The sequence below is a fragment of the Microbacterium amylolyticum genome (assembly GCF_011046975.1).
Classification (GTDB): domain Bacteria; phylum Actinomycetota; class Actinomycetes; order Actinomycetales; family Microbacteriaceae; genus Microbacterium; species Microbacterium amylolyticum.
Window position 1 is genome coordinate 610,678 of record NZ_CP049253.1, and the last position, 20,948, is coordinate 631,625.

16 protein-coding genes, 1 tRNA gene and 1 pseudogene are annotated in these 20,948 nt (G+C 63.2%); 3 read left to right on the forward strand and 15 right to left on the reverse strand.

The features are described 5' to 3' along the window. Positions 1-40: 40 nt before the first annotated feature. From G6N81_RS03115 to G6N81_RS03155, 9 genes are all read right to left on the reverse strand, one after another. Positions 41-598 (reverse strand): hypothetical protein, encoded by a 558-nt coding sequence (locus G6N81_RS03115; protein ID WP_165132926.1) that lies wholly within the window; start codon positions 596-598, stop codon positions 41-43. After that, entirely contained in the window at positions 598-1,863 is a 1,266-nt protein-coding gene (locus tag G6N81_RS03120; protein WP_165132929.1) for a DUF58 domain-containing protein, read from the reverse strand. Before G6N81_RS03120 ends, G6N81_RS03115 begins: the two co-directional genes overlap by 1 nt. Beyond that, entirely contained in the window at positions 1,860-2,816 is a 957-nt protein-coding gene (locus G6N81_RS03125) for an AAA family ATPase (protein ID WP_165132932.1), read from the reverse strand. Before G6N81_RS03125 ends, G6N81_RS03120 begins: the two co-directional genes overlap by 4 nt. Continuing rightward, a complete protein-coding gene (locus G6N81_RS03130) occupies positions 2,813-3,292 on the reverse strand; it encodes a hypothetical protein (protein ID WP_165132935.1) in 480 nt (159 codons plus the stop codon). Before G6N81_RS03130 ends, G6N81_RS03125 begins: the two co-directional genes overlap by 4 nt. Beyond that, a complete protein-coding gene (locus tag G6N81_RS03135; protein WP_165132938.1) occupies positions 3,289-4,002 on the reverse strand; it encodes a DUF4129 domain-containing protein in 714 nt (237 codons plus the stop codon). Before G6N81_RS03135 ends, G6N81_RS03130 begins: the two co-directional genes overlap by 4 nt. A gap of 29 nt (positions 4,003-4,031) precedes the next feature. Next, positions 4,032-6,104 (reverse strand): excinuclease ABC subunit UvrB, encoded by a 2,073-nt coding sequence (gene uvrB, locus G6N81_RS03140; RefSeq protein WP_165132941.1) that lies wholly within the window; start codon positions 6,102-6,104, stop codon positions 4,032-4,034. Between the two features lie 51 nt (positions 6,105-6,155). Continuing rightward, positions 6,156-6,758, reverse strand: coding sequence for a dephospho-CoA kinase (coaE, locus tag G6N81_RS03145; RefSeq protein WP_165132944.1), 603 nt, complete (start codon positions 6,756-6,758; stop codon positions 6,156-6,158). 98 nt (positions 6,759-6,856) lie between these two features. Beyond that, entirely contained in the window at positions 6,857-8,314 is a 1,458-nt protein-coding gene (gene rpsA / locus G6N81_RS03150) for a 30S ribosomal protein S1 (protein ID WP_165132947.1), read from the reverse strand. Positions 8,315-8,610: 296 nt separating this feature from the next. Then, positions 8,611-11,796, reverse strand: coding sequence for a LamG-like jellyroll fold domain-containing protein (locus G6N81_RS03155; protein ID WP_241245042.1), 3,186 nt, complete (start codon positions 11,794-11,796; stop codon positions 8,611-8,613). 222 nt (positions 11,797-12,018) lie between these two features. Here G6N81_RS03155 and G6N81_RS03160 point away from each other — a divergent pair, with 222 nt between their 5' ends. Further along, on the forward strand, positions 12,019-13,311 hold the full coding sequence (locus tag G6N81_RS03160; protein ID WP_165132950.1) for a hypothetical protein: 1,293 nt from the start codon (positions 12,019-12,021) through the stop codon (positions 13,309-13,311). A gap of 220 nt (positions 13,312-13,531) precedes the next feature. Further along, a complete protein-coding gene (locus G6N81_RS03165) occupies positions 13,532-13,777 on the forward strand; it encodes a hypothetical protein (RefSeq protein WP_165132953.1) in 246 nt (81 codons plus the stop codon). Between the two features lie 61 nt (positions 13,778-13,838). Here the strand turns inward: G6N81_RS03165 and G6N81_RS03170 are convergent, their stop codons facing one another. Then, entirely contained in the window at positions 13,839-14,654 is an 816-nt protein-coding gene (locus G6N81_RS03170) for an alpha/beta fold hydrolase (RefSeq protein ID WP_165132956.1), read from the reverse strand. Between the two features lie 505 nt (positions 14,655-15,159). Here G6N81_RS03170 and G6N81_RS03175 point away from each other — a divergent pair. Beyond that, positions 15,160-15,819, forward strand: a pseudogene (locus G6N81_RS03175) (transposase); the annotation flags it as partial. Between the two features lie 336 nt (positions 15,820-16,155). Here G6N81_RS03175 and G6N81_RS03180 read toward each other — a convergent pair. The 5 genes from G6N81_RS03180 to G6N81_RS03200 form a co-directional block, all read right to left on the reverse strand. Continuing rightward, positions 16,156-16,230 (reverse strand) — tRNA-Gln (locus G6N81_RS03180). 94 nt (positions 16,231-16,324) lie between these two features. Next, entirely contained in the window at positions 16,325-17,845 is a 1,521-nt protein-coding gene (gltX, locus tag G6N81_RS03185) for a glutamate--tRNA ligase (RefSeq protein ID WP_165132960.1), read from the reverse strand. A gap of 37 nt (positions 17,846-17,882) precedes the next feature. Continuing rightward, entirely contained in the window at positions 17,883-18,650 is a 768-nt protein-coding gene (locus G6N81_RS03190) for a fumarylacetoacetate hydrolase family protein (protein WP_165132963.1), read from the reverse strand. Between the two features lie 87 nt (positions 18,651-18,737). Then, positions 18,738-19,838 (reverse strand): branched-chain amino acid aminotransferase, encoded by a 1,101-nt coding sequence (locus G6N81_RS03195; RefSeq protein ID WP_165132966.1) that lies wholly within the window; start codon positions 19,836-19,838, stop codon positions 18,738-18,740. 50 nt (positions 19,839-19,888) lie between these two features. Next, positions 19,889-20,941: a 3-isopropylmalate dehydrogenase gene (locus tag G6N81_RS03200; RefSeq protein ID WP_165132969.1), complete on the reverse strand. Its 1,053-nt coding sequence runs from the start codon at positions 20,939-20,941 to the stop codon at positions 19,889-19,891. Between the last annotated feature and the right edge of the window lie 7 nt (positions 20,942-20,948).

Here is a 20,948-nt window from a genome sequence, read left to right on the forward strand (position 1 = left end):
CTTCGAAACTTTGTCCGATGGGTCGTGACACAGCAAACCCTCACCCACGCTCCCCTTCGTGCTGTGCTGCACCGCTGTGTACGCGAGATAGGCGTGTTTTCCGCGGCACCAGAAAGAGCACGACCGCTGCCACGAGGCAGATGCCACCAACGACCGCCCACCACGCAGATTCCCCGACCGGAAGAAACATGATCACCACGACGACCGCCTGAGAGGCGAGTTGAACGCCCAAGAAACGTACGGCCTCCGGACGAAGCGCCCGGACCGTGATGCGTGCTCGTGCCGGAACAACAACGCTGACGCACGTCAGCACGTGCACGGCGTGCGTAACCGCGACGGCGAAACACGTGCGCAGAAGACTCGGCTCATCCTGCAGCAGGCCCAACACAACGAGCGCAACGCCCAGATACCCAGCGCGAATGGGCGGAAATATCGCCGCAACGCCGCCAAGAACAACGCCGGCGATCTGCCAGAGCGGAACCGGCAGCATCACATACACCCCGCCAGCGACCAGAGCCCCCAGCGCCGCGCGAAGTACGGCCGATGGGACCGCGGCGGGAGGATGCACAGTGTGATCGCGTTGCCGTCGAAACTGCATCAACGCCTCCTCTGTCTGGCCAGAATCCGCAAGCGCACGGACGGTTCTTCGGCCCATCGGACGGTGTCGATTCCGGCTCGTGTGAGATCAGCCAAGGTCTCGGCACGCTCAGCGAGAACCATCCGCAGGCTCGCCCGCTCCGCACCATCAAGACGCGAGGTGTCGAGCGACGGGAGCACATCGACCGCGATCACGCGATGACCAGTTTCGGCCCACTGAAGTGCCACTTCACGAGCAGCAGGATCGATGAAGGTCGACAGCACGAATACGACGGCACCGCGCTCAATCAACGGGACGCGGGCATACGGCGATATGGGTCCGCGAGGTTCGATGTCCGAGATCACGCGAACGAGGCGGGCAAGGTGTCGGCTCTGGGCTCCGCTCCGCGCGTTGTGACCGCCGCGTCCGAGTTCGTGCAGCGCCACGCGATCGCCCACGCCCGTTGCCGCCACCGCGAGCGATCGTGCCGCCTCGCGCCCCAGATCGAGCGAGGTCACACCACTGCGTGATCGGTCACCCGACGACCATGTTCCGACGACCTGTCCCAGATCATCCGATGAATCAATGACGATGGCGACACTCGCGTCGCTCATGGCGTCGACGCGGCGAACATGCAGGTCGCCGAGGTTTCGGGCGCGTCGCGCCGTAGCTTTCCAATCAACGCGGCGCAGTTCGTCTCCGGGGTGAAACGGATGAGTGTCCCGAAAGTCTCCGCCCTGACCCGCGCGGTGTCCATTGTGCACGCCGTGCAACCCCGACAGTCGGTACGGAACAGGGATCTCTTGAAGGGGGCGTGCGACGGGAGCGACGGTGTGGCGAACGGACACCTGCTCCCCCGGGTCGCCCGCGCCCGCTCCGGCAATGTCCACCGTGCGCGCAACCGCTATCACGGGCACCCATGGCCCGGAATGCTGAACGCGGCTCGTCGCTCGCGCGACCTCGCCAGGCGCAAGAACAACATCGTGTTCTCTCGCCTGCCCGACAAGGATGGCGAGATGGACGGACTCTGCATCGGAGGCGACGGAAATCTCCGTTGTCGTGCGGCCCGCGTTCGGCTTTTTCGGCGGAACAACGATGATGTCCGGCGCCGTGGCGACAGCTCGCCCTCGTGCGAATGTTGTGCCCAGGGCAAGTGGGAGGGCGAGCAAAACGACATCAGGTCGTGAGGCGATCAGGCCGATCGCCGCAATGGTCACCGCGGCGATCATGCCGATGCGCACTCCGCCCGGAAGCGAATCGCGTCGCGATGACGATCTTCTCGTCATCGCGACGATTCCGCCGTTGGCGGAACGGGGACCGTGGGAACAACTCGCTGGACGATTGCCTCCGGCGCCGTGCCGGCCGCCCATGCCTCGGTTGTCAGGGTGAGGCGATGGGCAAGGACCGGAACCGCCACGCGCTTAACATCGTCGGGGCGAACGAAATCACGCCCCGCCATCGCCGCAAGCGATCGCGCCAAAAGAAGAAGCGCCTGCGAGGCACGCGGCGAGGCGCCAACGGCAACCGCGGGGTCCCGCCGCGTCGCACGTACCAGATCGACGCAGTAGCGGACGATGTCCGGGTCAACGTGCAGCCCCTCGATCTGCTGCTGGAGCGCGAGGAAGCCGGCCTGGTCGATCACCGCCTCGACGTCGGCTTTCTCACTCTGGCGCGCGACACGGCGAAAAAGAATGTCCGCCTCGTGCTCGACCGTCGGATAGCCGACGCCGAGACGCACCATAAATCGGTCGAGCTGCGCCTCGGGAAGCGCATAAGTTCCCTCGTATTCGATCGGATTACTCGTTGCGATGACCTGGAAGGCGTCGGGCAACGGGAATCGTTGACCCTCGACAGTCACCTGTCGCTCAGCCATCGCCTCCAGGAGGGCCGACTGCGTCTTCGGTGTTGTCCGGTTGATCTCGTCCGCAAGAAGGAGCCCCGTGAAAAGCGGTCCTGGCCGGAACTCGAAGGCGCCGGTGCCCGGCGCGTAGACGAACGATCCCGTGACATCACTTGGGAGCATGTCGGGTGTGCACTGTAGCCGCCGGAAATCGAGACCGATGGCGCCCGCCAGACTGCGCGCGGCGAGTGTCTTGCCCAGACCGGGAACATCCTCGAAGAGGACATGGCCACCGGCGAGCAGCGCGCCGAGCGCGAGCTCGAGCGGTTCGTCCATCCCGACAACGACCGTGCGTACACGATCGAGGACGGTACGAGTGGTCTCGGCGATGCCGGTCATGTGTGCTCCTGTACGTGGGGTGCGGTGTGCACGCGCTCAATGCGGTGAAGAATGTCGGTGATATCGGACAGCGTGACCTGCGACCCCTCAAGCGCCCCAACTGACGGCTCACCCAGAAGGGCGATCGCCGCTTCCCGGCCGCCTGGCTGCGAGATGTCGATGCTGTGCCGGAGGAGAACTCGAGTCACCAGCCGTCGGAGTCTTTTCCGGGCAGCATCTCGGACCAGCCCGGTTCGGCGGTCGATCGACCATCCAATCGAGCGCACGTCGCTGCGTGTGCCGGTCTCCCCCGATGGGCGCTCGATGCGAAGCGGCAACGGGGTGAGCTCGGTCCCGATAAGGGAGAAAGCCGCGATGACCGCGACCGCAAGGAACGCCCACCCGACGGCGAAGAGCGTCTCCACGCGAAAGCAGACGAGCGCGGCACAGACGAATGCGCCGCCGAGCACCGAGAGCACGATGTGCCCGAGCCTCACGACCAGGCCTCGCGAATACGCTCGAGCGCCGCCCGGGCTGCTGTTCTGTCGGCGTCAGAGGCCGTCACTCCCCCGAACCGAACGCTCTCATAAAGAAAGAGGAGCGACCTGATGTCAGCTTCGGCGCCGGGGCGCTCCTGAAGGATGCGCGACGTGAATTCGCCCGCGGTTTCCGAGATGCCGCGCGATTGACCGGCATCATCGGCGGATTCTTCCAAGCCCACCCACGCTGCGATGATCGCGTCGCTTGTCGGCCGATCGTCGTCGAGTCTGGCCAACGCGCCCTCGATTCCGCGCCTGATAGCGGGAACGCTGACGGGCATTCGCGCCTCGGCGACGACGGGGGTGAGTTCATCATCGATCGCAATGCCCTCTTGGCGTGCGCGAGGGCGCTGGCGAAGAAGGGCGCGCGCGACACTGAAGAGAACAACCACGAGGGCGAGTCCGGCGAGAACCGCGAGCACCAGCATCACGGAGGACGGCACCTCGTTCGAGGTCACCTCGTACTCAAAAGACGGCGACATCGTCACCGCCGGTAGGACCTCTCCCTCAGGCGGTTCGTCGCCCGTCGGAGGATGAAACAGGGCGTCGCCCACCTCGGGGCGGCCCCCACGAGCCGACGCAACAGCAACGGTCCCAAAAATCAGTCCGACGACCAGGACGGGCCCGAACCCTCGACGCACCGTAAGACGGTCATCGTCGGTTGCCATGACCCCACCCTATCGGTGGTCAACACACCCTAGGCGTGACCGGCCTTCTCCATCGCGCGGAGTTCCTTCTTGAGGTCCTGAACCTCGTCACGCAGACGCGCCGCCAACTCGAACTTCAGTTCATCGGCCGCGGTGAGCATCTGTTCGCTGAGGTCAGCGATGGTCTGTTCGAGGTGTTCAGCACCCTCCGCCGCGATGCCCTCGCGCCTGACAGCGGGGACGCTACTTTTTCCGCCGCGCGCCCCTTTGCCTCGGTTTTGTAGCATGCGGGCCGTGTCGGCGACCTCGTCTGCCAGGGCATCGGTGATGTCGGCGATCTTCTTTCGAAGCGGTTGAGGTTCGATTCCATGTTCGCGGTTATACGAGATCTGGATGTCCCGACGCCGATCGGTTTCGTCGAGGGCTCGGCGCATCGAGTTGGTGATGCGGTCGGCGTACATGTGCACTTGACCCGATACGTTGCGCGCAGCGCGGCCGATGGTCTGGATGAGCGAGGTATCGCTGCGGAGGAATCCCTCTTTATCTGCGTCGAGGATTGCCACGAGCGAGACCTCGGGGAGGTCAAGGCCCTCTCGGAGCAGGTTGATTCCGACCAGAACGTCAAAAACGCCCTGCCGGAGCTCCGTGAGAAGCTCCACACGCCGGAGTGTGTCGACATCGCTATGCAAATAGCGAACGCGTACGCCGTTCTCGTCAAGGAAGTCGGTGAGCTCCTCCGCCATCTTCTTCGTCAGAGTGGTCACGAGAACGCGCTCGTCCTTCTCGACGCGAACGCGAATCTCTTCGAGCAGATCATCGATCTGCCCCTCTGACGGCTTCACCACGATTTCGGGATCGACCAGGCCGGTTGGGCGAATGATCTGTTCCACAACGCTGTCGGCGATGCCCATCTCGTATTTCCCGGGTGTCGCCGAGAGATAGACCGCCTGGCCGATACGCTCTTTGAACTCGTCGAATCGCAACGGCCGGTTATCGAGCGCGCTCGGAAGCCGGAAGCCGTGATCGACGAGGGTGCGCTTTCGAGAGGCATCGCCCTCGTACATCGCGCCAATCTGCGGAACGCTCACGTGCGACTCGTCGATGACGATCACGAAGTCATCAGGAAAGAAGTCGAGCAGCGTGTGCGGCGGTTCGCCCGCTTTGCGGCCATCGAGGTGGCGAGAATAGTTCTCGATTCCGGAACAGAACCCGATCTGCTGCAGCATTTCGAGGTCGAACGTTGTGCGCATGCGCAGACGCTGAGCCTCGAGGAGCTTCCCCTGGCTCTCGAGCTCCGCAAGCCGCTCGGCAAGCTCGGCCTCGATCAGCTTCATCGCGCGGGCAACAGTTTCCGTTCCGGCGGCATAGTGGGTGGCAGGAAAGACGGCAACGGCATCCATCTTTTCGATGACGTCTCCTGTGAGCGGATGCAGTTTCTGAATCGCCTCGATCTCATCGCCGAAGAGCTCAATACGAATCGCGTACTCCTCGTAAACGGGGATAATCTCGATCGTGTCGCCCCGGACACGGAAGTTGCCGCGAGAGAAATCAACGTCGTTCCGGTTGTACTGCATGCCGATGAATTGCCGAATCAGCGCATCACGGTCGTATCGCTCTCCCACCTGGAGTGCCACGAGCGAACGCAAGTACTCTTCGGGCGAGCCCAGACCGTAAATACACGACACGGTGCTCACCACGATCACGTCTCTTCTACTGAGAAGAGAGTTGGTGGTGGAGTGTCGAAGGCGCTCCACCTCGGCGTTGATCGAGCTGTCCTTCTCAATGAACGTGTCCGTCTGCGGAACGTACGCCTCTGGCTGGTAGTAGTCGTAGTACGACACGAAGTACTCAACGGCGTTGTTCGGCATGAGCTCACGGAACTCACCCGCGAGCTGCGCTGCAAGGGTCTTATTGTGCGCCAGCACGAGCGTTGGGCGCTGAATCTTTTCGATCAGCCACGCGGTGGTCGCTGACTTTCCCGTGCCCGTGGCACCGAGGAGGACGACGTCGGTCTCTCCGGCGTTGATCCGGGCCGCAAGTTCTTCAATCGCCTTCGGCTGGTCGCCAGAAGGCTGGTAGTCGCTGACAACCTCAAAGGGCCGAACACTACGCGTGGTCTGCATGTATCCAGACTATGCGCGACCCCTGACACGGGAACCCTTTGGAGGACTTCCTCATGAACGAGCGCGGAGATCGCTCCACAGAGCGTCCGCCTGGGCGAGCGTTCGTGCCATCGTTCCCGCTGTGTCGATGACAACATCGGCCAATGCTAGCCGCTCCTCATCTCCGACCTGATTCGCGATACGCGCTACTGCCTCCTCGCGCGTCATCCCTCTCTCCGCGATCATCCGTTCGATGCGAACGGGAGCGGGCGCATGCGCGACGACGACAACGTCCCATTCCCCCGTGCCCCGTGCCTCCGCGAGAAGCGGCACGTCATAAACGACAACGGCCCGGGGGTCGTTGACGAAGGCCTCACGGAACCGTCGCTGAGTCTCATCTCTGACAGCGGGATGGACAATACGGTTCAGCTGAGCCAGGCTGCCGTTGTCCGCGAAGACGATGGCGCCGAGCGCGCCGCGATCCAGTGCTCCGTCATCGCCGACGACGCCCGGTCCGAAGGTCTCGACGATCGACGCGAAAACTGCTTGTCCTGGCTGCTGAAGATCACGCACGACTTGATCGGCGTCAACAACGACGGCCCCGTGCGATGCCAACCGGCGGGAGATCGTGGATTTCCCCGAGGCGATGCCTCCTGTGACTGCGACGAGCACCATGGTGACCATGGTATGCGCCCACAGGCACTGGAGGGGAGACGAATGGGGCCGGATCCCGAAGGATCCGGCCCCATCAGCACGACGGTGTGATCAGATAATCAGTTGCCGGCGAGCTTCTCGCGGAGTGCAGCAAGTGCCTCGTCGTCGGCGAGTGCGCCGGCACCGTTGCTCTCGGTCGAGAAGGTCGACGCGCCTGCGGCGGGTGCGACTTCCTCGGCGTTTGCCTCGGCCTCAATGGCCTTAGCAACCTGCTCCTTGTGCTGCTCCCAACGAGCCTGAGCAGTTGCGTACTCCTGCTCCCAGGTCTCGCGAGCCTCGTCGTAGCCGTCGAGCCACTGGTTAGTCTCGGGGTCGAAGCCCTCGGGGTACTTGTACTCGCCGTTCTCGTCGTACTCGGTGGTCATACCGTAGAGCGACGGGTCGAACTCGGTACCGCTCGGGTCGACCATGTCGTTGGCCTGCTTGAGCGACAGCGAGATGCGACGACGATCGAGATCGATGTCGATGACGCGGACGAAGAGCTCTTCGCCCACCGAGACAACCTGCTCGGCCATCTCGACGTGCTTGTGCGACAGCTCCGAGATGTGAACGAGTCCCTCGATGCCATCGGCAACGCGAACGAACGCACCGAACGGAACGAGCTTCGTGACCTTACCGGGCGTGATCTGACCGATCTGGTGCGTACGAGCGAAGACCTGCCAGGGGTCTTCCTGCGTCGCCTTGAGCGACAGCGAAACGCGCTCGCGGTCAAGGTCGACCTCGAGAACCTCGACGGTGACCTCCTGGCCAACCTCAACGACCTCGCTGGCGTGGTCGATGTGCTTCCACGAGAGCTCGGAAACGTGAACGAGGCCGTCCACACCGCCGAGATCGACGAACGCACCGAAGTTGACGATCGACGAAACCTGGCCCTTGCGGACCTGACCCTTGTGCAGACCGTTGAGGAACTGCGCACGCGAAGCCGACTGCGTCTCCTCGAGGAGCGCGCGGCGCGACAGCACGACGTTGTTGCGGTTCTTGTCCAGCTCGAGGATCTTCGCCTCGAGCTCCTGGCCGAGGTACGGCGTCAGGTCGCGAACGCGGCGGAGCTCGATCAGCGAGGCGGGAAGGAATCCGCGAAGACCGATGTCGAGAATGAGGCCGCCCTTGACGACCTCGATGACCGTGCCCTTAACGACACCGTCGTTCTCCTTGACCTGCTCCACGTCGCCCCACGCACGCTCGTACTGCGCGCGCTTCTTCGACAGGATCAGACGGCCTTCCTTGTCCTCCTTCTGGAGAACGAGGGCCTCGATGTGGTCTCCGACCTTAACGACGTCGTCAGGGTTGACGTCGTGCTTGATGGAGAGCTCGCGCGAGGGGATGACGCCCTCGGTCTTGTAGCCGACGTCGAGGAGGACCTCGTCGCGGTCGATCTTGACGATCTCGCCATCGATGATGTCGCCGTCGTTGAAGAACTTGAGCGTCTTCTCGACTGCAGCGAGGAAGTCGTCAGCAGATCCGATGTCGTTGATCGCGACCTGCTTGGTGGCCGAGGTGGCCGTTGCGTTAGTCATGTAGTGGTTTGCCTTAGAGGTTGTATTCTCGGGCATCGTTCTCATCGTCAGTGCCCGCGGGCACGGAAATCCCGTGATGAGCCGAAGCGGTGGATGGATGGTACGGCGTGACCCACGTCAGGCACACCAATAGCGCGCCCACCCGCGGGTGACACCTCAGACTATCAGGACTCTGCGCCTGCGTCGAGGGAGTCCGCTGAATCTGACGGGCACTGACGCAGCTCGCTCCCGCGGATCGTGACAGACGCCGGCGGCGACCCCACTTCCGAGATCGCCGCCGGCGTGCGTACCGGCCATTAGGCCCGATGCGCAGACCGCTTCGTGCGCATGACGTAGGCCAGAAGACCAGCCCCACCCAGAAGCGCGATGAACGCCAGCGGAAGGGCGCTCGTGCTCCCTCCTGTCGGTGCGAGGCCATCGCCGGACGCGCCCGCTTCGGCAGCCGCATCAACGACATCTCCCGCGGCAGCGGCACCTGTGTCAGCGCTCGCATCCGCTTCGGTTCCGCCAACGTCGCCCGAGGCATCAGCGGCACTCACGACTCCCGCGTCACCCTCGGCACCCGCATCACCCTCAGAACCCGCGTCACTCTCGGCACCCGCATCACCCTCAGAACCCGCGTCACTCTCGGCACCCGCATCACCCTCAGAACCCGCATCGCCCTCGGCACCCGCGTCACTCTCGGCACCCGCATCACCCTCAGAACCCGCGTCACCTTCAGCACTCGCATCGCCCTCGGCACTCGCGTCACCTTCGGAACCTTCAGCATTCGCATCGCCTTCGGCACCCACGTCGCCCTCGGCACTCGCGTCACCTTCGGAACCTTCAGCACTCGCATCGCCTTCGGCACCCGCGTCACCCTCGGCACCCGCGTCACCCTCAGCACCCGCGTCACCTTCAGCACCCGCATCGCCTTCGGCGCTCGCGTCACCTTCAGCATCCGCATCGCCTTCGGCACCCGCATCGCCTTCGGCACCCGCATCACCCTCAGCGCCCACGTCACCCTCACCATCAGAGCCGTCACCGAAGTCCGCGGTCTCGCCGGCGATCACCTGCGACACCTGATCCGCGGACAGGGCGCCACGGTAGACGTGCAGGTCATCAATGCCGCCCTGGAAAGGGGTGTCCCACCAGTTCACACCGAGCGCGAAAACGCCGTCGGCGGTTGTGAAGACATCAGGGAAGCCACTTCCGCTGTGAACAGGCTCGCCACTGACATAGATCGTGACCTCGCCAGCAGCAACCGTGAACGCAATGTGCGTCCATTCACCCGCGGGAATCGTCGCGCCCGTGTCACCATCGTAAAAACGCGTCGAGCCGGACCACAGCAGCGTATTGCCATCTCCAAAGCCCACCTGCGGAACCAGGCTCACCCAGTTGGTCTCGTTGCGCGCGCCGAAGAACGATGTCGTGAAGTCCGTCAGCTGGTCAGGGTTGAGCCAGAGGCCAACGGAATAGTCGTGACCGGAGATGAGGCCATCGGGAAGGCGCACGCCGTTCGTGCCGTCAAGGTAAATCGCCGAATCATGTGCTCCCGCAACGAAGCTGGCCTCGCCGCCAGCAACGTTGATGCGGTTGCCCGTTGTTGTGGCGGGAGACGGCTGGTTCGACGATGTCGCCAACGCGCGCAGGTTCCCCTCACCGTCGGCGAGGAGATCGCCATCAAAGCGATAGCGAGCGAGCAGTCCGGGAGCAGGCTCCGAGGGGACGATGACATCGAACGAAACCAGCCCCGACGCATCGCCGCGAACAACCGCGGCCGTCAGCGTGACGTCAACGTCTTCGTCGCCCTCCGGCCTGTTGACCGAACCATCAGCAGCGATGACCTCTTCGTCACTCGGCGACCACGTGATCGTCGCGCCGTGCGTTCCCAGCGTCGGCAGCTCGAGATCGGCGACAACGGGAGTTGATACGCGCAGATCAGCGAGAACCGCCGCGACGACCTCGTCGTCCGTCATCTCGGTGAGCGCGCTCCCCCACAGCGAAACGCCACCTGTCGACAGCGCCGAGAACGCGGTGACCCACTCGCCCATCGTCGCGTTCCACTCACGCGACAACACTCCGCGATAGGTGGTGTCGTCGACATCAACGGTGATCTGGTTGCCACCGGTGACGCTCCACGAGCCGTTCAACACTCCCGTGATCTCGCCATCAGGCGTCAGCGTGACGTCAACTGCTCGGTGAATGTCATCGGAAATCGTCTTGTCATGGGTAATCACCTGGAATGGCCCCGCGATGTCTTCCGCAGTGAATTCTGATGCATCGTTACCACCGGCGAAACGATGAGGCGCTGCAACCGGCCAGTCGTCCTCGTTCATGAACATCTCGTGGACGCGCACCTGATGAAACTCCCCCATGTCGGGGAAGCGGCTATGGAAGATCAACTGCATCTCCCCCGTTTCGGGGTCGACAAACGTGGTGTTGTGGCCGGGCGAAACCTTGCCATCACCGATTCCGGACCCCGGGGCTCCAACATCGCGCTGAAACAGGTAGTTACCCATGATCTTCGCGCCGTACGGCTCAATCGTGACGTCATCGAAAATCGGCAGTGTCGGGTCTGACTTCACCTCACGCATATCGTTGCCCGCCGAGTCGACGAACGGTCCCGTCGGGCTCTCTGAGCGCATCACGCGCATGTTGTATCCCGAGTCTGCGTCGAGACCGCCGAACGACGTGAACAGGTAGTAGTACCCCGTTTCAGGGTGGAACATCATCGACGGACCCTCGATGCGGCTATGGTTGCCGCCTGTCAGGTGCACACCGTACCCCTGGCCCTCGAACGGGAACCCCGTCTCGGGGTCGAGCTCCAGAACGTAGATCCCGCCGGAGAACGATCCGTACACCATCCAGAGGCGACCATCGTCGCCAAAGAAGATATCCGGGTCAACGGCATTGGGGTGGATACGCCCGTCATACGCGTCACCCTCGACGAGGAACTCTTCCTCACCCTCGCGGTGACCCGAGCGAAGAATGATGCCGAGATCCTCGTACGGGCCCTCGATATCGTCCGCAACGGCGATCCCCAGCGCGCTGCGCGGAGAATCCCCCTTGCACGCGTTGTAGTACATGTAAAAGCGACCGTCAGCCAGCTGGATCACGTCGGGAGCCCAGAGAGTCTGGGTCTCCGCCCACTCGAAGACATCCGCAAGATCCTCGTGGACGTTCTCGAACAGCGGGTTGGCGGCAGTGACGTGATTGGCCACCTGATCAAACTGCACGAAGTCGGTCGTCTTCGCGGCGGCAAGGTGGGAACCGAAGAAGTAGTGTTCGTCGTCGACAGTAATCAACGACGGGTCATGCACCTCAACGTCTGTCCACACCGGCGCGGGAGGGTCGGATATCAGGGTTGACGCAGTCTGCGGAGCAGCGTGCGGGGTCATTACTGCGCTCGCGGCCCCGGGGGCTGCGAGCGCAAGGGCGCCGGCGAGCGTAACGCTCAGCGCGATTCTCATGTGTGCGGTGTGTCGTGACCTGCCGGTCATGGCGACTCCTCGTGGGTTCGTCCTCGAACTTCTCGAATCGGCGTACCGATACATCTACATCGATGCATATGCACTTTACAACGATGTACACCCGTGTCGTCAAGATCATAGTTCCGTGATGCCGTCGCACGGAACAACCGTTCGAGAAAGCGCGTGATGTCGAGGCGAAGCGCGGGGCCACCCCTGCCGCAACGGGAACAGCGATCGCGATAGCGTCGTCGAGTGAGCTCACCACCTGACGCCGAGAATCCCGCTACCGTCGATTCTTTCTCGGGGCGAGCTCCCTCACGCGCCGAGATTGACGACTACGCCCGGCGCCACAACGTGCAGGCGGCGCGCAGGCAGGGAGTCATCGCCGCTGCGTATACGGCCGTCGCGATCGTGACACGGTCGTTTATGACGCTCGCTCGAATCGGTGTCGGAACGAGAGGCGTCGCTCGCGTGATCCTGGGGATCATCGGAGGAGTCAGCGGACTGATCACCCTGCTCGCGGGGCTCGCCTTCCTCGTGATCGCTGCCATCCTCGCGGTGGTAGTCCCCGGCATGATCGCGCTTGAGCTGGTCTTCTTTCTCCTCTTTGGCGAGAACGGATCGACACTCGCGAATTCACTTCTTCTCACGCCGCTTGCGGTCATCGTCTGGGGATGGGTCTGGTGGCTCAGTGGCCATGACATCCGACAGCAGCGCAAAGACCTTCGATACGGCGTGCGCGCGGAGAACTATGCGCGCGACAACAATCTCGAATACACGCGCGTGCGGCACCCCGATCGCCATCTCCGCGGCATGCTCTTCCAGGTCGGGCGCCCCGTCGTCACCGAACATCGTGTACGAAGAACGGGCCGACCCTCGGCCGAAATCGCGAGGTACACGTTCGACCTCTCTGGGGATCCGAACAGCCCAACACTCGTGACATGGGGCTATGCCACTCTCCGCCTGCCCGCCGCACTTCCGCACATCGTGCTGGATGCCCGCGGCGCCAATAACCTGCTCTCAACGAGCCTCCCCGGCATGTGGGCGCCGCGTACCGAACAAAAGCTCAGCCTCGAAGGAGATTTCGACCGCTACTTCACGCTTTTCTGCCCGCGGGGCTACGAGGCCGACGCGCTGTATCTGTTCACGCCCGACGTGATGACCAGGCTGATCGACCGTGCAGCGCTCTACGACGTGGAGATCATCGACAATCAGCTCTTCCTCTACTCGAAAAGGCACCTTGCGCGAGACGACGCGGCCAGCTGGCAACGCGCAGATGGGGCCCTGCGTGCCATGGCGGAGAAGGTTGAGCAATGGGGCCGCTGGCGGGATGACCGCCGCCCACATCCCGCGCATCCATTGCAGAGCGCGCCGGCTGGGCCTGCGGAGGAAGGTCGGCGGTTGACGCGGTCGTTCCCCATCGGCGCCGCCATCCTCGCGGCGGGATTCGTCGCGATCGCGGGAGCAATCGTCTGGAACGACATCGCCGAATTGTTCGCCGACACACGACAGCTCTTCTCATGGATCGGCTCGCTGTTCCGCTGAGCTGAAGAATGCAGGAAAGCAAAAAGACCCCCGGTTAACCGGGGGTCTTTTTCACGCTGGCCTTATCCGTCTCTGTTCAAACCATACCGCGTCAGGATTTAACCCTGGTGGGCTGGCGAAACTACGCGCGGGCGGTGGACGGGATTCGGCGCCCCGACCACCACGAGGCCGCACCAGCGTGCCACTGACACAGCGCTTCACTCCGGCACAAGTGAAGCGAATGGTTGCTGACTACGAAGCTGGCGACAGCGCGACGTCGATCGCGCGTAAGCATGGCGTTGCACCATCCGCGCTGCTCCGCTTCCTACGTCAACAGCAGGCTGTGATCCGACAGTCCGGCGTCACGGATGAGCACGCTCAGCGCTTGATCTCAGAGCACTCGGCGGGTTCAACGCTTGCCGAGCTTGAGCGACGCCACCATCTCTCGCACGGAGCAGCGTTCCGCGCCCTACACCGCTTCGACTGAAGCGAAGTGGCCGTCGCGTTTTACGGCAGCGACGGGAGATCCTTCCCGAAGAGCTTTCGAGTCAGCGCGAGTCGGAGATCGACAGAGCAAAGGTGCGCATCTCGTGGCTAATGCGATCGGGCGCGCAGTGATGAACAGCATGGCCGCAGTCGAGCATCACGAGATTCGCGCCAGTGCGGAGTGCGAGCTGCTTCTGAACCTTCAGCCAATCGGGGCCGAGGTCTCGCCCATCCGAGGCGAAAAGCAACATCGGAGGATCGATGTCTTTATCTGTCCCTAGCTCGGCGGCGCTCTCAAAGACCTGACGGCTTTCTTGAACTTGCGCGACGTTACCTGCGTTGCGATAGAGGAGCAGCCGCTGCTGTTCCTGATCAGCTTCGGACAGCGTCGACCAATACATGCCGGGATATAGGCCGGGTATGCGCTGTGTCCCGACCCGCGTCGCGATGTGTCCCGTCGCAGCTATCGCCGCGACAAGATTCCTATCCTGCTTCTCATAGGCTTCGGGTGTCGACATGTCGAGCCCTACAATCCCTGCCACTTCTTCCGGATAGCGATCGGCCCACCATATGGCTTCGAGTCCGGACATAGAATGAGGCGCGAGAATGTATGGCGGAGGCTGCTCGGCCTGCCGCAGTGCACTCCGCATCTCTTCGACACGCGTGTCGAGGCCCCTTTCTGAACCGGCTAAATCTGAGTAACCGTACCCCGGCTTCTCAACAACAACGACTCGGAAATCGTTCTCAAGTCCCGACATGAGTGGCTGGAAATCGTAGACAGGCGCGATAGTCGCCGCCCCAGCCATCAGTAGGACAGTCGGCGCCGTCGGATCGCCCACCCCGAGAACGTGAATACGGTTGCCTTCAACCGTGACCATCACGCCTGGAGCAGCAAGGCCCTTCTGCTCGCCAGGGAGCGCCGCGTAGTGGTACGAGCAGAGTGACAAAATTGACGCAAGCAAAATGATAACGAACGCGGAGAGAACCCGAACGACACGCCGAGACCGACCTAAACCACTTTTCTCTTGCGCACGATTTGAGAGTTTACGGAACCCACTATCTTCCAACCTCTCGGGGGAGGCATTTCTCGGCTGGCCGGGTTGAGGTGTAGCTGAAATATGACGATCCCCTTCGAGTCAAACTGGCTCTTCACGAACGAGGGTGTAGTCGGTTGAGCGCGTCGATGGCCGGGTAGCGGTCGAGGTCTCCCGGATGATGGAAGTTCTTCACGCTTGCCATCTCGAAAGACCTCGACTTGCTCCACCTTACGTGGCTCTTCACGAACGAGGGTGTAGTCGGTTGAGCGCGTCGATGGCCGGGTAGCGGTCGAGGTCTCCCGGATGATGGAAGTTCTTCACGCTTGCCATCCCGAAAGACCTCGACTTGCTCCACCTTACGTTCGCGACCACTGACCTGACCACGTTCTGCCGCCCCGACGAGCTCGGGCTGGTCGCCGTGGGCCAGCTGCTCGAGCCGGGTCGGGCGACGATCGAGTGCCGCGTCGTCGACGATGACCCGTGGTGCCGGAAATGCGGCGCCGAGGGCGCGCCGCGGGACACGGTGACGCGCCGGCTCGCGCACGAGCCGTTCGGCCACCGACCGACGATTCTGCTGGTGCGGGTGCGCCGGTATCGGTGCGCACACTGCCGGCGCACATGGCGGCAGGACACCAGCAAGGCGGCGACGCCGAGGACGAAGATCTCCCGCGGTCTCGGAGTGTCCTGGAGCGCCGCGAACGCCGCCGTCCTCGCCGAAGGCAAGCGGCGACTGATCGACGACCCCACCCGGTTCGATGGGGTGACCACGATCGGTGTCGACCAGCATGTCTGGCGTCACACCCGGCTCGGCGACAAGTACGTGACCGTGATCATCGACCTCACCCCAGCCCGCGAGAAGACGGGCCCGGCACGGCTGTTGGACATGGTCGAGGGCCGCTCGAAGGCGGTGTTCAAGCAGTGGCTCGCCGGACGGCCCAAGGAGTGGAGCAAGCGGATCGAGGTGGTCGCGATGGACGGGTTCGCCGGCTTCAAGACCGCCGCCGCGCGGTCGAGTGGTATCTCACCCTGCACGAGCTCCCACTCGAACACGCTCTCGACCTCGCGAAACCCGTCGAACCCGTCACCGCGCCGGCACCGGACGATGAACCGATCGGCCCCGCCCTTTATGACACAGGTCTCGACGCGGGTGAAGGGCTCTGGTCCCGATCAGGATGGGCAGGACGCGGGTGACACGCCAGACCCATCCACTCTTTTTGGCCGGTAGCCCCGCACCGATCGGCTGTCGCCGGGAAATCAAAAACTCCCCGCAATCCTGCGGGGAGTTCTGAACTTTCTGAACAAATGCCAGTTCACTTGTCTCTTGGTTTGAACAAGAGCACTATGGCTGGGGTACCTGGACTCGAACCAAGAACGACGGTACCAGAAACCGCTGTGTTGCCAATTACACCATACCCCAAGGACGTTCCGGCCTGTCGCCGTCACAAGTGACCAGCTTACTAGACGTCAGACTGTCCCGCCAAAACGGCCCCGCACGCGGGGCGTGTCGCGCCCTACTGCGCGTCTGGCAACTGCTGCGCAAGCGCCCTGAGCCGCGAGATCGTGCGCTCCTTGCCGAGGATTTCCATCGACTCGAAGAGCGGCGGTGACACGCGGCGACCAGAGATCGCGACACGCGGCGCACCGTATGCAACGCGCGGCTTCAGACCCAGCCCATCGATCAGAGCGGCCGAGAGCGCGTCCTGAATCGCCTCTGTGTTGAAGCGATCGGCGGGCAAAGCCTCGAGCGCATCAACAGACGCCTCGAGAACAGCCTTCGGGTCCCCCTTGAGGCCCTTCAGGGCGTCTTCCTCGTACGAGATGTCGTCCGTGAAGAGGAAGCCCATCAGGCCGGGAGCATCGCCAAGAAGCTGAAGTCGCTCCTGCACGAGCGGGGCCGCCTTCGCGAGCAACACATGCTCCTCCGCCGTGACCTCGGAAGCGACTATGCCCGCCTGCCGCAGATACGGAATGAGACGGGCAGCGAAGTCAGCCGGCTCGAGCATCCGGATGTGATCGCCGTTGATCGACTCGGCCTTCTTCTGATCAAAACGCGCCGGGTTCGGGTTCACGTTCTCGATCTCGAACGCCGCGATCAGCTCGTCCAGCGTGAACACATCGCGATCGGGGCCGATCGACCAGCCCAGCAGGGCGAGGTAGTTCAGCAGTCCCTCGTGCACAAAGCCCTTGTCGCGCTGGAGGAACAGGTCCGCGCGTGGATCACGCTTCGACAGCTTCTTGTTACCGTCGCCGAGCACGAGCGGCATGTGGCCGAAGCGCGGAATAAACGTGGTCACACCGGCTTCGATCAGCGCGCGGTACAGCACGATCTGACGCGCCGTGGACGGCATCAGGTCTTCGCCGCGCAGAACGTGGGTGATACCCATCAGCGCATCGTCGACAGGGTTCACGAATGTGTAGAGCGGAACGCCATTCGGGCGAACGATGACGAAGTCCGGGAAAGAACCTGCCGGGAAGGTGACTTCTCCGCGGATCACATCGTCATACGTAATGTCCTCGTCGGGAACCTTCAGCCGCAGCGCGGGCTCGCGGCCCTCAGCGCGGAAAGCGGCCTTCTGCTCGTCGGTGAGATCGCGGTCGAAGTTGTCGTAACCCTGTTGCTTGGGCCGACCGTTTGCCTCGTTGCGGGCGTCGATCTCTTCCGCCGTCGAGAAGCTCTCGTAGATGAGCCCTTTTTCGAGGAGCGTGTCGAGAACGCCGCGGTGAATCTCGAATCGCTCCGACTGACGATACGGCGCGTGCGGGCCGCCCACCTCGACGCCCTCGTCCCAGTCGAGCTTCAACCAGCTGAGCGCGTCGATGAGCTGGCGATAGCTCTCCTCGCTATCGCGGCTCGCGTCGGTGTCCTCGATGCGGAACACAAGTGTTCCGCCGTGGTGGCGCGCGAAGGCCCAGTTGAACAGCGCCGTGCGGATAAGTCCGACGTGCGGGGTGCCGGTAGGCGACGGGCTGAAGCGGACGCGAACGTCGCTGCCGGTCGCCTGCGTTGTACGGGGATCAGGTGCAGATGACATCGCGCCCATCCTACGGGGCGCGCTCCCGAAATCGCCGTCAGGCGGCGTCGCGGACGGGGTTACGCAGCGTCCCGATGCCGGGAATCTCTACCTCGACGACGTCACCAGCATCAAACGCGCCTACTCCGGCGGGAGTGCCCGTGAGAATGATGTCCCCCGGCAGGAGCGTAAAAGCCGCGGAAGCATAGGCGATGATCGTGGGAACATCGAAGATCATGTCGCGGAATGCTCCCCGCTGCTTTTCCACGCCGTTGAGTCGCGTAATGACCTCGCCGGACTCCAGATCAAGATCGGTTTCGATCGCCGGACCGACGGGGCAGAAGGTGTCGAAGCCCTTTGCTCGCGCCCACTGCCCATCCGACCGCTGCAGGTCACGTGCCGTGACGTCGTTAGCCACGGTGTAGCCAAAGACGCAACCCATGGCGTCGGCAACGGAAACATTCTTGGCGATACGCCCGATCACGATCGCCAGCTCACCTTCCCACTGGGTGTCATCGGACTGTGCGGGGCGGACGATCGCATCGCCGGGGCCGACAACGGCCGTGTTCGGCTTCAGGAACAGCAACGGCTCGGAAGGAACATCGTTGCCAAACTCATCGGCGTGCGCACGGTAGTTCCGTCCGACGCACACCACCTTCGATCGCGGGATCACCGGCGCGAGAAGAGCGACGTCGGTGAGGGGAAGACGCTCCCCCGTCGTGTCGAATCCCGCGAACATGGGGTCGCCCTGCAAGACGACAACGTCGGTCTCGTCGACGATTCCGAACTTGATCGCGTCGTTGTGGCTGAACCTGGTGATCTTCACCCTTCCACCCTATTCATGATTTCTGGCACATGTCTGCCCCGGTCCGGGGGCGACATGTGCCAGAAATCATGAAATGTGCGCGGCCGGCTAGGCGTCGAGGCGGCGCAGCCAGCCGTGCTTGTCTTCGCGACGGCCGTACTGAATATCCGTCAGCTCCTCACGGAGCGACAGCGAGAGCTCACTTCGCGGCTGTTCGTCGGCGAAGCCCTCACCCTTCAGCATCCCGATCGGTGTGAGAACTGCCGCCGTTCCGCAGGCAAAAACGTCAACGATGTCACCAGAGGCGACTCCGTCACGCCACTCGGCAAGCGTCACGGGACGCTCTTCGATCGTGTGCCCGCGATCAGCGGCGAGCTGCAGGATCGATGTGCGTGTGATGCCCTCGAGGATGCTTTCACTCTGCGGCGTGACAAGCGTGCCATCTTTCATCACGAAGACGATGTTCATCCCGCCCAGTTCCTCGATGTTTCCCTTCGCATCAAGGAACACGACCTGATCACAGCCCTGCTCAGCTGCCTCAGACTGCGGGAGCAAACTCGCAGCGTAGTTGCCACCCGTCTTGGCCGCGCCCGTTCCGCCCTCAGCCGCACGGGCATACTTTTCGCTCAGCCAGATCGTCACGGGCTTCACTCCTCCGGGGAAGTACGCCCCCGACGGGCTCCCGATCAGGTAATAGGCGAACTTCTTTGCCGGCCGCACGCCCAGGAACGCCTCTTTTGCGAACATGAAGGGGCGCAGGTAGAGGCTCTGGTCCTCGCCAGACGGCGTCCACGCACCATCAACGGCGATCAGCTCATGCAGCGACTGCAGGAAGTACTGCACGGGCAACTCCGGCATTGCCATACGGCGCGCGCTGCGGTTGAACCGCTTGGCGTTCTCCTCCGGCCGGAAGGTATACACACCACCGTCAGCATGACGGTATGCCTTAAGGCCCTCGAAGATCTCCTGGGCGTAGTGCAGAACCGCCGCAGCCGGGTCGAGAGAAATCGGCCCATAGGGCTGAACGCGCGGACGGTGCCATCCGCCCTTTTCCGACCAGCAGATGTCGACCATGTGGTCGGTGAAGACCGTTCCGAAGCCGGGGTTCTCCAGCAGCCGGTCCCGCTCAGACGCGGACCGCGCCGCGAGATTGCGGGTCACCTGGAACGCCAGCTGCTCGGAAGAGTGGGCGGGGTCGATGAGGTTCATGTGAGTCATCCTGTCTGAAAACGTCCGCGCTGTGAACGCAGGAGTGATGGCTACGCGGAAATCCGGGACGCGATCGCGGTCCCAATTTCAGCGGTTGTTCTCGGGGCACCGGTGCGCTCGGCAATATCGGCCTCGATGGCCTGCGTCACGCGCTCGGACTCTGCGGTGAGGCCGAGGTGATCGAGCATCAGGGCGACCGATCCGATCGCCGCCGTCGGGTCGGCTTTCTGACGGCCTGCGATATCGGGGGCCGAGCCGTGGACGGGTTCGAACATCGACGGGAATTCGCCCGCCGGGTTCAGGTTCCCGGACGCAGCAAGGCCAATCCCTCCGGTGATGGCGCCAGCAAGATCGGTGAGGATATCGCCGAAGAGGTTGTCGGTGACGATCACGTCGAATCGCGATGGGCTGTCGACCATGTGAATCATGGCCGCATCGATGTGCATATAGTCGGTCGCAACATCCGGGTACTCCCCCGCGACCTCGCCGACGATGCGGCTCCAGAGACCGCCCGCGTTGACCAGAACATTCGTTTTGTGGACGAGCGTCAGCTTGTGGCGCCGCTTCTGCGCCAGGTCAAATGCATACCGCACGACGCGTTCGGCGCCGTACGCTGTGTTGACGCTGAGCTCGTTAGCGATCTCGTGGGGAGTGCCGGGGCGCAGAACTCCGCCGTTTCCGACATATGCTCCCTCGGTGCCTTCGCGGACGACAACGAAATCCACCTCGCCAGGAGACGCAAGAGGACCGGGAACGGACGGAAACAGCTTCGACGGGCGTAGGTTCACGCAGTGATCCAACGCGAAGCGCAAACCGAGCAGAAGGCCACGCTCAATGTTCGCGTTCTTCAGGCGCGGATCGTTGGGAACGCCGCCGACGGCGCCGAGCAGAATGGCGTCCTGAGCCGCGATCGTCTGGAGGTCCTCGTCTGTGAGCACGTCACCCGTGGCAAGGAAGCGGTCGGCGCCGAGGGACAGCCGCGTTTTGGCGAACTGAACACCGCTGGCTGCGGTTGCAGCATCGAGGACCTTTTCCGCCTCAGCGATAACCTCGGGGCCAATTCCGTCACCGGGGATGACGGCCAGCTTCACGACACGCGACATGGTTCTC